Genomic DNA, 14358 nt, shown 5'->3' with positions numbered 1-14358 from the left:
CCAGAGAGCTGCTACTTCCGAAGAACGTAAATCCGAATGCCATCCACGCCGGGGGTGAAGCTGTAGTGCCTGATCTGGTTGAAGCCTAGGCGCAGGAACTCTTGCTCCAGAGCGCGCGCATTGGCCGACGCCGGATCAATGGCGTGGGGTTCGGCACCGCAAGTGCACGTCTGTGGAGCTTCGTCTCCGGGACGTTGATGGCTAACGCGGGCGAAGAGAATCGCCGTGTCTCTGGTCACATGACGGATTTGAGTCAGTAATCTGATATTCGCGTCATTGCACCCTGACTGAGGGACTTCAGTTAGCAGGATGCAGTCAACCGAAGCCTCTCTCAGCTCGGTGTAATCCAAGGGGCCGGGCATGGCCCTGATGCGCTGGGTCATGGGGCGCGACAGGGCCCGATGGGCATCAAGCAGCGAGTCGGCAGCAGGTGATGTCGCAATGACAATCCTGTTGGTGTGCTCCATAAGCACTGGCCAATAGAACCCCGGAGTCTGCGATACCTCGAGCATGAGAATCGGCTCTTCGGCGACGCGCAGAGCCAGGCGAACGAGCCTCTTTCTCCGCCACGAGTGGATATTCGCGCGCAGGTCGGAGGTCAGCTTGCTGACAACGCCATCGTTATCGCGATTTCCAGTGGCGGCGACCAGGCGTTGGGGTTCGTTCATGGATGGAGGCTCGATAGTTTCCGCCATTATCGAGTTGTCCGATCAAGGCCTCGTCAAGGACATGTGAAAAAGACGTGGTGCAACGAATTGCGTCGTTTTCGTGCCCGGCATCGTCGCTCTTAGGGTAAGACGCTGAATTTTCGCGGTTTATGCCCGCTCAATCTTTTGATTGGGGGCCGGTTGTCGGCTGGCGGAAACGAGGGGCGATCCTTCCGGCGGGCTGCGCGTAGACTGCCTAGGCACTGCCAGATACGCAGGAGGTGATCATGAAACGCCATGTCCCCCTCAGTGAGCACCCTGTCGCCGAGCGCGGGTCGTACAGGACCGCGTCCGGCGATACGCCGGAGCCGCCCCCGGCCGGCGGCTCGCGGCATGTGGACCCTGAGCTGGGCTTCGATCCGGATTCGCCGGACCTGGCCGATCCGCAGGTCGACCCTCCGCATCCGCCGCATGCCCCGGAAGACGGGCCGGACCCGCGCAATCAGCGGCGTGTGCCGGACGATCGCTATCCGCCGTACTCGCCATCCTGAACCAGTCGCTCAGAAACCGTCGGTGGCCTTGCACAGGCTGGTGTCCTGCAGGCTGCCGCTGAGGTTGCGGCCATCGCCCAGGCGCTGCAGCCGGGCGAAGCACTGGCCGCTTTCGATCAGCGTCAACTCGTAATCCTCGCCCGCCTCGGGAGTGAAGGTCATGGACTGCTGGCAGCTGTAGGCGTAGCCACCGCTGACCATGCCCTGGCTCTGGAAGTTGAAGGCGAAGGGCTGGTTCGCCGGGATCGCCACCTCGCTGCTGACGAAATCGCCCTGTTGCAGTTGCTCGGCCTGGCGGCTGGGAGGCATGCCCAGGTTCTGGCCATTGCGGTTGGCGAACCCCGATTGCGCCACGGCGATCACGCCGGCGCCCGGGTGGCGCCAGTCGATGCAGGCGCTGCCGGGTACGCCGCGGGCCATGCCGTTGGTGATCACCCGCAGGCGCGCCGTCTCGCCACCTTGCGGGGCGGAGTAGGGCGTGGAGTACGACTTGACGTTGGCGAGGTTGCCGCAGCCGGACAGCAGGGTGGCCGCGGCCAGCGACAGCGCGCTGGCAAGGCAGGCGAAGCGGATGGTGAGCATCGTGATTCCTGGTTTCAGTGCTGCCCGGCGGCCTTGGGCGGTGCGCAGCAGTGGCGGGTATCGATGACTTTTCCGCGACAGGCCGGCAACACCGGCGGGTTCTTGCACAGCAGGCTGTTGGCCGGCCGGGTGAACTGGAAGCCTCGGTCAAGCATGCAGAGCTGTGCCGCCGCGATATCGTTGAGCAGCATCTCGTCGATGGGTTCGATGACCGTGGTGTAGCCGCAGGCTTTCATCGCCTGTTGCACGCCCTGGGCATCGGTGCCGGACTGTCGCCACTGTTCATAGGCGGGCGGACGTTGCGCGGAACCGCCCTTCGCCGTCGTGCCGATGCCTTTGCATGCCGGCAGTCGCGGGTTACTGTCGCAGACGGTGTAGCGATCCTGGTAGGTGAAGCCCTGGCCGAGCATGCACTGCTCGCCACGGGCATAGTCGTTGGTGGTGATGGTCGTGCTGTCGACGTAGGCGGAGTCGGGGAAGCCGCAGCCCAGCAGGGCATTGCGCACACCCTGCTGGTCCACGCCGGACTTGGCCCATAGCTCGTACAACGGCGGCGGCGGTTGCAATGGCCGCGCCTGGCTGCAGGCAGCCAGGAGCAGCAGGGGCAGGAGGGCGGCCAGGCCGCCCATGCGCGTCAGCATGTCAGCGGGCTCATGGCGTCTGCGGGTAGGTTTTCACCGGCACCAGCTCCGGCTTCTTGTTGGGCATGTCCTGCCAGAACTTCTGGCACGCGGCGTCGCCGTTGCCATAGCAGTTGTGCACGGTGTACTTGCCGCCCGCCACGTTCTTGATCTCCTTGAGCGCGTTGCTGTCGTCGGGAATGGTGCCGCCGGTGCCGGGGTTCCAGCCGATCCAGCCGCCCACCGGGTCGGTCTTGTGGTTCTGCAACTGCACCACCATTTCGTTCTTCTTCTCGTCGCTCATCGCGTCGCGATTCTGCAGCATGGCCAGCAGGTCGTCGGCCTTGGCCGCATTGTAGGCCGGGCCGTAGAAGTTGAGGGTGGTGTTGCTCAGGCTGCCACTCGGATCGGGCAGGCGGGCAATGGATTCCATGGCATTGCCGGTGGTCATCGAACCACGGCTGTGGCCGTCGATGTGTAGGCCGGTCTCGCCATAGCGCAGCAGGGCATCGCGGGTTTCCACGGTGGCGTTGGCCAGGCCCCAGAAATCGTTCTCCAGGTACTTCTGGTAGCCGGCGATCAGCAACTCGGACACGCTGTTGCTGGCGTCCGGGAACCAGATGAAGTACTGCGGACCGTCCGAGGTGCTGTGCTGCGCCGCGTATTTCGCCGCGCCGTTCTCGTCGTTGAAGATGCCGTTGTTGGCGATGTGCACGCGGCCGTCGGTGCCCGCCTGCAGGTTGGCCTTCTCGGTGTCGTTGAGTTCACGGCGCAGCGGCACGCCGTCCTTGTCGCGCAGCACGTTGCCCTGGTCGTCGGTGAGGATGACGAACATCCGCGCCTTCTCCAGGAACATCTTGCGGTAGGCCTCGTCGGTGAACTGCACGGCCTGGCGGTAGGTTTCGACCTTGATCGCCTGTTCCGCCTCAGCGGTGCGGCGCATTTCGTCGACGTCCTGGCGTTCGGCGGCGGTGTGCGCGTTGTCGGTATCGCGGTTCAGGCCGGCGATGGTGTCCGCCGCGGTCTTGCCGGTGAGCTGCTGTTGCAGCGCATCGTCGGTGATGACCACGGTACCGGCGCTGATCGCGCTGCGGGTGTCGCCGGACGACGAGCCGGAGTCCTTGCCCGAGTTCAGCGCGTTGCCGACGATGGCCTTGCCGACGCCGTACTTGCCCTGGGTGACCATGTCGCTGCTGAGGTTGATACCGCTGCTGGTGGCCTTGGCATCGGCGGCGTTGTGAAGGTCGGACTGGGTCAGGGTGGCGGTGCTGAGCTGGTTGCGGCCCGCCGCGATGGCGGCGTCGCTGCTGGCGATCAGGCCGCCCTTGAGGTCGGTGTTGCCGCCCACGCGAATGTCGAATCCACCATCGCCGGCCTTGATCCCCGACTGCTCGGTGACGCTGGCGTAGTTGGAATTCTGCTTCGCGGTGTTGCTGCTCACGCTGCCGCTGGAGGCGCCGTAGCAGAAGGGCGGGATGCACAGGCTGACGCCCACGCCCTTGCTCGACTGCTTGGCGGCGTAGGTGCTGGTGTCCTGCAGGCTCTCGATGCTCAGGTTGCCGCCGACATCGGCGGTGACCTGCGGCCCGCTGACCACGGCTCCGTGCAGCTGGGTGTCACCGCCCGATTGCAGGTTCACCTGGCGGCCGCCATCGACGTGGGTGTTGCTCCACACCAGGTCGTTGCCATCGGCATTGCCGCGGCTCTGCGAGGCGCCGGCGTTGATGGTGAAGCCGTTCTGCGTGCCACCCACCGCGAAGCCGATGCCGATGCTCGCGCTGCTGCCCTTGCTGGTGCTGTGCTGCTCGACGGTGTTCTTCGCCGCCAGCAGGGCGATGTCGCCGTCGGCCTTCAGGTTGGCGTCGCGGCCCGCAGAAATCTGGCTGCCCTGCACGGTGATGTCGCTGTCCTTGCCGGCGCCGCTGGCGGTGATGTTCACGTCACGCCCGGCGCTCACGCTGGAACCGGCGGCGGTGCTGCCGCGCTGCTCGCTTCGGCTCTCGTTCTTGCTGGCGCCGATGGAGATGCTGATGTTGATGCCGCCGGCCTGGGCCGGATTCGCCATGACGGCGGAGGCGGCGCCGGCGCCTTCCATGGCGACGTTGGCCGCGGCCAGCGCCTTCATGCGGTTGTCGTCGGTGCGCTCGGCGGATTTCTTCATCTGCTGCGCGGTCTGCACGGCACTGATGATCGGGTTGGTCAGGGTGACCGACAGGCCGCTCTGCTTGAACTTGCTCTCCTGGGTGCTGACGTGGGCGTTCTGCGCCTCGACGATGTCGACGCTGCGCCCTTCGATGTTGACGTCGCCCACCGGCGCGCTGACCTTGCTGCCGACCTGGCGGTAGGCCTCGCCGGCCTTGATGTTGACGTTGCCGTTGATCGAGCCGACGGTGCTGGCGGCGGCACTGTCGCCGTCGTCGGTGTTCTTCGCCGACTGCTGCTGGGTGCCGATGGTGAAGCCGATGCCGCCGCCGCTGAACAGGCCGCTCTTCTTCACGTCCCGGCTGTGTTCCTCGGTGAGGTTGTCGGTGGCCGAGGCGATGGTCACGTTGCGGCCCGCCACCAGGGTGGTGTCGCCGTTGGAAACCACGTTGCTGCCCTCGACCTTGATGTCGTTGCCGGCCTTGAGGTAGGTGGTCTCGCCGCTGAAGGTCGAGCCCTGGGACAGCGTCTCGTTGACCGTATCGCGGGTAGTGATGGTCTTGGACGAGAACCAGCCGCTCTTGCTCTTGACCTTGTGCGCCTCGTCGGCCATGGCGTTGTTCTGGCTGGCGGTGAGGTTGATGTCGTGGTCGGCCGAAGCCTGTACCGCGCCCTGCTCGCTGGTGACGCTGGCGCCACGGGCGTTGAGGTCGTGGCCGGCGATCAGGCGCACGTCGCCCTGGCCCTGCACGCTGCTGCCCACTTCCCCGGCGCTGGACTCCTTGCGCCAGTTGCTGGAGTTCCAGGTCATGCTCTGCTGTTCCTGGACGGCGACGGTGCCCAGGTTGATGTCGTTGCCGGCGCCGAGGGTGGTCTTGCCGCCTTCGCCGCTGTTGACGATCTGCGCTGCGTTGACGTTGAGGTCACGGGCGGCGGTGGCGATCAGCTCGCCGGCCGGATCGGAGACGATCAGCCCGGCAACCCGCGAGACGCGCGTGGCGCTGCCCTGGGTGCTCTGGGTGTCCTGGGTGGTGGACGTCAGGTTGATATCGCGGCCGGCCACCGCGGTGAGGCTGTGGCTCGCGTCGATCAGGCCGCCGAGGTTGTTCAGGTCGCCGCGCGCCTTGACGGCGACATCGCCACCGGATAGCCGGCCGCCCAGGTTCTGGATGTTTTCCGAGGTGATGGACAGCACGCTGCGCCCGGCGAGGGTGCCGCTGTTGACCAGGTCGTTCTGGATGTTGAGATCGACGTTCTGCCCGGCCATCAGCGCGCCGGAGCCGTCGATGTCGCCCTGCCGCACGCGCACGTAGACCTGCGGCACCAGTGCGCGGGTCACGCTGCCGTCGGGCAGGGTGACGTCCTTGGCCACCAGCCAGACGATGTCGCTGGTCAGCTGCGCCATCTGCTCGGGGGTGAGGGCGATGCCAGGCACCAGGTTCCAGGCTTCGGCGTACGTCAGGCCGTTGTCGAGCAGGGCGCGGTACTGGGTCTCATCGTTGCCGTAGCCGTCGAGGAAGCGCCTGCCGGTGAGCTGGGCGATCTGTTCGCGGATCAGCTTCTGCTCGTAGAAACCGTCGCCCAGGCGCGTCAGGGTCAGGCCGGGGTCCAGCTTCAGGCGGTCGAGCATGTAGTCCGAGGACAGCCAGGTGCGGTAGTTGGTGAAGCGCGGATCGCTCTCGACCAGATAGCCGCTGGTGGCCTGCGGGTTGACGTGGAACAGGCTGTTGTCCGGCACGCGGGTATCGATGCCGCCGGTGCGGATGGTCTCGGCGACGCCGGCGTTGTTCTTGGTCTGCACCGCGCCAACTTCGAGCACCGGGCTGATCACCCGGCCGTTGCCGACGTTGACCTGGGCGGCACCGGCACCGGAGGCCGGCTGGTCGACGCGGCCCAGGTTGAGGTCACCGATCTGCGTGCCGCTGCCGGCGTGCGCGGTGTTCTGCTGGTAGTCGCTGGGCTTGAGGAAGATGTCGACGATGCTCGCCGCCGGATTGTAGGCCGCGCCATCGGCGCCCTGTTTGTCCCGGCCCTTCTTCTGGATGCGGTAGAAGTGGGTGACGATGCCGCTTTCGGTGGTCACGCGCTCGCCCGGCGCCTCGGTGTTTTCCAGCCGTCCGAGGGTACCGCTGATGGTGCCGCCGGCGATGATCCGGCTCTTGTCGTTGAGTGCGTCGGCGACGTCCAGGCGCAGGTTGCCGCCGGCGAGGATCTGCGCCGGATCGGAGCTGAGGATCTGCGTTTCGCGGGTCACCCGCGTGTAGCTGTAGAGGTTCCAGTCGTCGCGGATGCCTTCCGGGGTGACCAGGTGATCGACCTCGGAGTTGTAGATGGAAATCTGCTCCGGCTTGTAGCGCATGGTCGAGCCGGTGAGCTGGTATTCCAGGATGCTCTCGCGACCGACCTCCACTTCCTGGGTGCTGAAGTGTTCGTTGGTGTTGCGCAGCACGGCGCTGGCCAGGCCCATGTCGCCCAGCGCCTCGATGGTGGCGCTGGCGTTGCGGATTTCATTGGCGCTGCCGCTGGCATGGCCGTTGGCATCCAGGCCGCCGCCGATGTACAGGTCGCCGGCGCTGAAGAGCAGGGCATGCTCGCGGTTGAGCAGCGAACCCACACCGATGTCCAGGCGGTTGCGTGCGGCGATCACCGCGGCCTTGCCGTCCTCCACGTCGTTGCGCAGGCTGCCGGCGGCGACGGACAGTTGGTCGCCGTAGATGCGCCCGGTGCCCAGGTTGTTCAGGGCGCCGGCGTTGACGCGGTTGGTCTGGCCATCGAGCAGGCCGCGGTTGGTCAGGGTGCCAGCGGCATTGACGGTCAGGTTGGTGGCGCTCAGTTCGCCGCTGGCGGCGTTGTTCACGTCGCCGGCGGAAACGCGCAGGGCCTGCCCGGCGACCAGTCGCGCCTGGTTGTCGAGGTTGCCGGCGGTCTGCAGGTCGATGCTGCCGTTGGCCTGCAGTTCGCCGCTGTGCACATAGCTGTCGCGCAGCGTCAGGCTGATGTCGCCCAGGCTCAGGGTCTTGCCGTCGCCACCCAGGCTGGCGCTGTCGATGGTCAGCTTCTGCCCGGCGATCAGCTTGCCATCGTGGTTGAGGATGGCGAGGGACTTGCTCGCCGCCGCGTCGAGGATATTCAGATCCTTGCTGGAGCTGATCAGCCCGTTGCTGTTGTCGAGTTGGCCGCTGCTGTTGAGTGTGAGGGTTTCGTCGGCGCGCACGGCGCCGCTCTGGTTGCCGATCTGCGCGGCGTTGAGCGTGACGGAGCGGCCTTCGAGGCCCTGATTGCTGCCCAGGGTGCCGTGGTTGTCCACGGTGCCGGCCGTGACCACCAGCTTGCCGCCGGCGCGCAGCAGGCTGCCGGCGTTGTCCAGGCGCCCGCTGGCGAGGTCGAGCACGGCGTCGCCCAGGGTCTGCACCTGGCCGCCACGGTTGTCCACGCCGCTGGCCTTGATGCGTACGTTGCCTTCGCTGGTCAGCAGGCCGCCATTGGTGTTGTCGATCTGCGCGCTGCTCAGGTCGAGGTCGCCCTTGCCGCCGATGAAGCCGGCGCCGTTGTTCAACTGACCGCTGGCGAGGATCACGCCGCCTTTGCCGAGCAGACCGCCGCTGGCGCCCGACTCGGTGTTGGTCAGTGCCTGGCCATGGGTGTCGATGCGCAGCAGGCCATCGGCCTGGACCAGGCCGGCGTGGTTGTTCAGCTCGCCCGTCTGCAACTCGACGCCGTCGGCACCGATCAGCACGCCGTTCTGGTTGTCGAGCAGGGCGCGGTTGCTGTCCAGCTTCAGGTTGCCGGCGCTGATCAGGCCGTTGGCGTTGAGCACGCCCTGGCCGGAGAGCGTGATCTGGTGCTGGCCTTCGATGCGGCCGTTGCGGTTGTCCAGGGTGCCACGGGTGGCGTCGACATTGACGTTGCCATCCACCGAGCCGAGGGTGCCGCCCTGGTTGCTCACGGCCCCCGCGCTGGCAACCAGGGCGCCTTTGGCGGCCAGGGTGCCGGCATCGTTGTTCAGTGTGTCGGCCTTGACGTTCAGGCTGCCGCTGGCGGTGGCCTTGCCCCGGGCATTGATCAGTTCGCCGACTTCCAGGCTCGAATTGCCGGTCGCCGCGAGGGTGCCGGCGCTGTTGTCCAGGCGGCCGCCGACCTTGGTGTGCAGGTCGCCGCCCGCTGCCTGCACGGTGCCGCCCTGGTTCAGCAGGCGCCCGGCGTCGAGTTGCACGCCGCCGTTGCCGGCGAGGGTGCCGCCGCTGTTGTCCAGCAGGCCGCTGGTGCTGACGCGCAGGGTGCCGGCACCGGTCTGGAGGATTTCCCCCTGGCGGTTGGAGAGGCTCGCCGCGTCGATGCCGATCTGCCGGGCGACGATGCTGGCGCCGTCGAGCAGCGCATCGTTCAGGGTGGCCTGCAGTTGGCCGTTGCTGGCCAGCGAACCATTGCGGCCATCGACCGAGTTTGCGTTGACCTTCAGCGCGCCGCTGCCGGCGTGCTCGATCTTGCCCGCGCGGTTGTTCAGGTTCAGCGCGCCCAGGGTCAGGTTGTTGGCGTTGCTGGCGATGCGGCCTTCGCTGTTGTCCAGCGTGCCGGGGAGGGCGAGGGTCATGTCGCCGCTGCCGGTCTGGATGATCTCGCCCTTGCGGTTGGACAGGTCATGGGCCTGCAACTGCACGCTGGCGCCCGCCAGCTTGGCCGAGTCGGTGGTGAGCTTCTGCGCGATGTTCGCCGCGAGGAGATTACCGGCATCGACTGTCGCGCCCGTCAGGTCGGCAGCGGCGGTGGCGCCCAGGCGGATGTTCTGCGCGCTGGCCTGGCCCTGCTTCAGGTCCAGGTTGGCGGCGATGATCTCCAGGTCGCCACCGGCGATTGTCGCGCCCTGGCTCTTCACCTGGTTGCCGGCCTTGATGTCGAGCCGGCCGCTGTTGCCGACCGTGCCATCGGCCTGCACACCGGCAGCCAGCGTCGCCTTGCTGTCGTTGACGATACCGTTGGCGTTCAGGCTGACGTTCTGCTGCGCCGCCGCGATACCGCTGTTGTGGATGTCGCCGCGGCTGCTCAGGGCGGTGTCGCCCCTGGCATAGAGCGAGCCGCTGTTATCGATGCCCTGGTTGCTGTCCAGGCGCACGTTGGCGGTGGCGTTGATCTGCCCGCTGTTGCCGATGCGGCCGTCGGCGCTGATCACCACGTCGCCAGCGCTGGCGCCGATCTGCCCGGCGTTGCGCACGCCGACGCCAGATTCGGTGCCCACCAGCATGATCTTGCCGGCGTACATGCCGCCGAGTTGGGCCACGTCGATGGCCACCGAGGGCTTCTCGCCGTTGCCTTCGATGGGCCGTGCGCTGCTGTTGTCGGCGTTGACCTGGTTGGCCCCGGCGGTGACGCGCAGGTCCTTGGCCCAGACGCCGGCGTTGACCTCCACCGAGCGGGCGATCACATCGGTGAAGTCGGTCTGGCTGGCGTCCAGGCCCTTGCCGGTGATGGCGATGCGGCCGCCGCGCACTTCATAGCCTTGCAGCTGGCCGTCGACGATCTGCGCGGTACCGGTGGTCAGCGTGGCGCGGTTGGCGTTGATGAAGCCGCAGCCGTCGCAGGCGATGCCCGCCGGGTTGGCGATCACCACCTGGGCGCGGTCGCCGGCTACTTCCACGTAGCCGCGCAGCTGGCTGGGGTTGCTGCCGTTGACCTCGTTGAGGATCACCCGTGCGGTGCCGTTGGCCAGGTTCTGGTTGCCGTCGATCCAGCCGCCGAGCTGGGTCTGCACGCTGGTGCGCGAGTTGTTGAGTATCGCGCCCTGCTGGTTCACGTCGAACTGGCTGTAGGTGTTGCGCGAAACGCCAGCGGCACTGGGCGTCTGGATGTTCACCTGGGGCACGCCGTTGGCGGAGTTGATCACGCCCGGCTGCTGGCCGGGCGGGGCGCCATGGTCGGCGACGATGTCGGCGTGGGCCAGCGGCGCGGCCAGGCTGATCAATCCCAGTGTCGCCATCAAGGCGAAGCGCAACGGGCGCAGGCTGACCAGCAAGGCGCCAGAGGAGGCGCTCTGCGGGCCGTCGGTGGTGCCGGGTGCCTTGCCGGCGCTGGTGACGTTCTCGGCGACGACCATCAGTTGGCCGCGAGCCTTGTTGAAGACGATGCGATAGAGGTGCTTGTTCATACAAATCCCTTTGTCTGTTCAGGGCGCGGGCTGCGCAGCGCGCTCAGAGCTGGATGGCCAGCGGGTTATCGGAGAACCATGCGCGCGCCTGCGCGGGCATGACGGCGATACCCTGGAACTTCTTGATCCTCAGGCCGCGTTGTTCGCCACGGTGGTACAAGGCCCGGCCGCAGCGGTTGGCGAAGAAATGCCGCTGGAGCACACGGGAAACCGGGACCGAATGGCCGAACGGTGCCACCCAGTCGTTGAACCAGATGCGCTCGCCACTGTTCCAGTCGTCGACCGGCATGCAGATGGCGGGTTGGCTCAGGTAGCGTGCCTCGGCCTCCAGGCTCAGGTTGCTGAAGGCGACGTAGAACACCGGCCGGCCGTCCTGCCGGCCGAGGATGAACTGGCGATGGCTGATCGCCGGCAGCAGCAGGGCGTTGAGCGCGTGCAGCGGGATGTCGCGGTGGGACGCCGAGTGCAGCCACAGCCAGACCGCCGAGCCCAGCGCCTCGGCTTCGCTCCAGGGCTCGTCGGAGAAGCCCGGCGCGGTGATGTCGAATCCGTCGATGTGCATGGGCGCCTCCTCAGAAGGACCAGGTCAGGTTGAAGCCGCCGGTGGTGCTGGCGGTATCGAAGCCGCTGGGCTTGCTGATCGGTTGGCCGACGAAGACGTCGTAGGACACGCCGCGATAACCGCCGCGCAGGCCGAGGACGTAGCCGGCCAGGTGCGTGCCGATCAGGTATTTGCTCGACTGTCCGCCGACTTCGCCGTAGTCCACGCCGACGTAGGCTTCCTGGCCGGTCTGGCCAAGCGCGAGGCCGAGGTCGTTGCGGGTCAGCCAGCCACGGTCGGCGGAGAGGATCTGTTCGCCGTCGAAGCCGCGCACGCTGTAGCGTCCGCCGATGGTGAAGCGGTCCTGGGGCACCAGCGGGGTGCGGTTCCATTGCGCGCGCAGGGTGTTGCTGTAGCGCAGGCGCTGATTGCCCAGGGCGAAGGGCACGCTGAGCTGGGATTCGGCGGTAATGATCTTCGAGCGCGAGGTGCCTTCGTCGAACGGCTCCTCCGGCGCCGCCATCGCATCGCGTGCGCCCGTGCCGCGTCGATAGCCGGTGCTGAGATAAAGGGTGGAGGCGCCGAGGTATTCGGTGTGGCTCAGGCCGAACGACCAGCCGGCCATGCGCCGACGCTGGATTTCGATCTCGGTGTCGTCGATCCAGTTCTTCGAGCGCCGCGTCCAGCCGCCGAGGGTGGCAACGGTCTTGCGCGTGGCGTCGCGGTAGAGCAGGCGCGACAGGCTGACCTCGTCGTTCTTGCTCTCGCCGCTGTAGCTGTAGTCCTGGTTCGCCCCGGAGATGGTCTGGTGGTAGTCGTACTCGCTGGAGGTCACCGCCAGCAGCCAGTAACCGAAGGGCACCGAGTAGTGCAGGGTGTGGCCCTTCGAGCCGCGATCACCGGAGTCGCCGCCGCCCAGGTCGTGGTTGTAGCTGAAGTAGAACAGGTCGCTGAGGGTGAGGAAGTTGTCGAACGAGACCGAGGTGGTGCCCAGGTACTTGCCGGTCTCGTCGGTGCCCGAGTCGTCCACCGAGAGGCTGAAGCGGATCGGGAATTTCTGCTTCCAGGCGATCACCAGGTCGCTCTCGCCCGGTTGTGCGCCGGCACCTTCGGCGGCGGTGATCTGGATGTCCGCGTCAGCGCTGGGCACGCGCTTGAAGTTCTCCAGCGCCTGCTCGATGTCGCGCAGGTTGAGCAGGTCGCCAGGCTTGGCGGGCACGGTGTTCCAGGCGTTGGCGCGATGCGAGGTGCCTTCGGCGAAACGGATCGAGCGGATGCGTCCCGGCACCAGGGTCAGTTCCAGGGTGCCGCTCTTCAGGTCCTGCGGCTGCGCCAGCACGCGGGAGGTGACGTAGCCACGCTCGATGATCGCGTTCTGGATGCGCTTCATCGTCAGGTTGATGCCATTGGCGCCCAGGCACTGGCCGGTGGCCGGGTCGTCCTTCGGATTGGCGGCGCGCAGCGCCCACTGGAACTGCCCGGCTGTGTCGCCGGTCAGGGTGATCTGGCGAATCGGGAAGCAGGGCGCCTCGTCCTTGGGCAGGCGATTGTTTTCCAGGCCGCTGGGCGGCAGTTGCAGGCGCACGTCCGGGGAGGGCTCCAACTGCTCGCGCAGGGCGCGGTCGCGCTCCTGTTGCTGCAGCAGTTGCTGGGCCGGCAACGGCGGGTCGGCCGCCAGCGCGGCGACACTGCCGCAGGCGCCCAGCGACAGCACGGCCAGGCGCAAGGCATGGCCCAGGCGATGTTGGGGGAGAGTGCTGGAAGTGCCGGGGCGCGGCCGGCAACGCAGGGTTTGAGCAGGGCGTGGAGCAATGCCGGCGTCCACCGGAAGCTCTCTACGGCAAGAGAGAAGAGCCATTTCGCATCCTTGTGAAATATCTTGCAAACAACTCGTCAAATTATGAAGACTTGTCCTGAATTCGACTGTGAATCCGTTCCGGAGCTGTAAAGACAGCGATACACCGCTTGTCGGATGTGTAACGCGCGTATGACAGTTCCGACGGTTCGAGATGAAGGACGGAAAATTTGTTCCGAATTTTTACCGAGTGCTGACGAACGGTCTCAAATGCCATCGCAGTGCTATCACTTGTCGATGAGGCGGGGGCTTTTGTAGGAGCGGACCTTGTCCGCGAAATTTCGGGGGGCTTGGCGGGATTCGCGGATAAGATCCGCTCCTACGGGCGTAGTCCTGATTCATGCAGTACGGGGATGCCAATGAAAAAGGCCCGCATCGAGCGGGCCTTTTTCATTCACGCTGGAGGTCAGCTGCTTTGCGGCATTTCCCCCCGCGCCAGGCGCGCATTGATATCGGCAATCACCGCCGGCAATTCGGCGATGGTGTCGATCAGATAGTGCGGCCGTGAACCTTCGAACATCTGCCCGATGCGACGGCGCTCCTGGTCCAGTTTTTCCGCCGGCAGCGCCTTGTACTGCGCATAGGTCAGGCCCAGGGCGTTGCCCGAACAGGTCAGCGCCACGGTCCACATGCCGGCGCTGCGCCCTTCGAGGATGCCCGGCCAGGTGTCGTCGACCTTCACGCAGGCCGCCACATCGTTGATGCCCAGGGCAATCACGTTGGCCAGCGCCTGCGCCGGATGCGGGCGACCGTTGGGCACTTCGTCGGTCGCAACGACGTGGTCGGCGACATAGCCGTTGGTCTTCGCCAGGGCAACCACTTTTTCCATCACCACCGCCGGATAGCCGGAGCAGGAGCCGATCTTCAGGCCGCCCTTGCGCAACGTGGATATGGCCTCCAGGGCGCCGGGAATCAGCGCCGAGTGCTCGGCGATCTTCTCAATCTGCAACGGCATGAAGCGCTCGTAGATGGCGGTGACGTCATCGTCAGTGGGCAGATGGCCGAAGGCCGCGCGGTAGCGCTCGCCGATGGCGGGGATGTCGCACAGGGTGCGGATGTGGTCCCACTTGCCCATGCCCATGGGGCCGCGGGCTTCTTCCAGGCTGACCTGCACGCCGAACTCGGCGAAGGCTTCGACGAAGATCTGAGTCGGCGCGAAGGAGCCGAAGTCGACCACGGTGCCGGCCCAGTCGAGGATGGCGGCTTGCAGTTGCTGGGGTTGCTGGTAATGCATGGCGATGCTCCTTGAGGGGTTCTGATTTGAGGGAAAAGCTGGGTGAG

Annotated in this window: 8 protein-coding genes; 1 reads left to right on the top strand and 7 read right to left on the bottom strand. The window is 66.4% G+C overall.

The features are described from left to right. Positions 1-11: 11 nt before the first annotated feature. Complete coding sequence (locus tag JVX91_RS22595) at positions 12-668, bottom strand: hypothetical protein (protein WP_205336346.1); 657 nt, start codon at positions 666-668, stop codon at positions 12-14. Positions 669-934: 266 nt separating this feature from the next. Between JVX91_RS22595 and JVX91_RS22590 the strand changes: the two genes are divergently transcribed. Then, on the top strand, positions 935-1198 hold the full coding sequence (locus tag JVX91_RS22590) for a DUF6021 family protein (protein ID WP_205340134.1): 264 nt from the start codon (positions 935-937) through the stop codon (positions 1196-1198). A gap of 9 nt (positions 1199-1207) precedes the next feature. Here the strand turns inward: JVX91_RS22590 and JVX91_RS22585 are convergent, their stop codons facing one another. The 6 genes from JVX91_RS22585 to phnX all read right to left on the bottom strand — a co-directional run bounded on the left by JVX91_RS22585 (position 1208) and on the right by phnX (position 14311). After that, positions 1208-1780 (bottom strand): hypothetical protein, encoded by a 573-nt coding sequence (locus JVX91_RS22585; RefSeq protein ID WP_205336345.1) that lies wholly within the window; start codon positions 1778-1780, stop codon positions 1208-1210. A 14-nt stretch (positions 1781-1794) separates the two neighbouring features. Then, positions 1795-2421 carry a hypothetical protein gene (locus tag JVX91_RS22580; RefSeq protein ID WP_205336344.1) on the bottom strand — a complete coding sequence of 209 codons (627 nt, stop codon included), beginning with the start codon at positions 2419-2421 and terminating at the stop codon, positions 1795-1797. A gap of 10 nt (positions 2422-2431) precedes the next feature. Then, a complete protein-coding gene (locus JVX91_RS22575; RefSeq protein ID WP_205336343.1) occupies positions 2432-10681 on the bottom strand; it encodes a hemagglutinin repeat-containing protein in 8250 nt (2749 codons plus the stop codon). Positions 10682-10724: 43 nt separating this feature from the next. Next, positions 10725-11243, bottom strand: coding sequence for a toxin-activating lysine-acyltransferase (locus JVX91_RS22570; RefSeq protein ID WP_205336342.1), 519 nt, complete (start codon positions 11241-11243; stop codon positions 10725-10727). A 10-nt stretch (positions 11244-11253) separates the two neighbouring features. After that, positions 11254-12948, bottom strand: coding sequence for a ShlB/FhaC/HecB family hemolysin secretion/activation protein (locus JVX91_RS22565; protein ID WP_240201649.1), 1695 nt, complete (start codon positions 12946-12948; stop codon positions 11254-11256). Between the two features lie 535 nt (positions 12949-13483). Further along, on the bottom strand, positions 13484-14311 hold the full coding sequence (gene phnX, locus JVX91_RS22560; protein WP_205336340.1) for a phosphonoacetaldehyde hydrolase: 828 nt from the start codon (positions 14309-14311) through the stop codon (positions 13484-13486). Between the last annotated feature and the right edge of the window lie 47 nt (positions 14312-14358).

Source organism: Pseudomonas sp. PDNC002 (assembly GCF_016919445.1).
Lineage (GTDB): Bacteria > Pseudomonadota > Gammaproteobacteria > Pseudomonadales > Pseudomonadaceae > Pseudomonas.
This window is presented reverse-complemented; position numbering and strand designations above follow the sequence as displayed.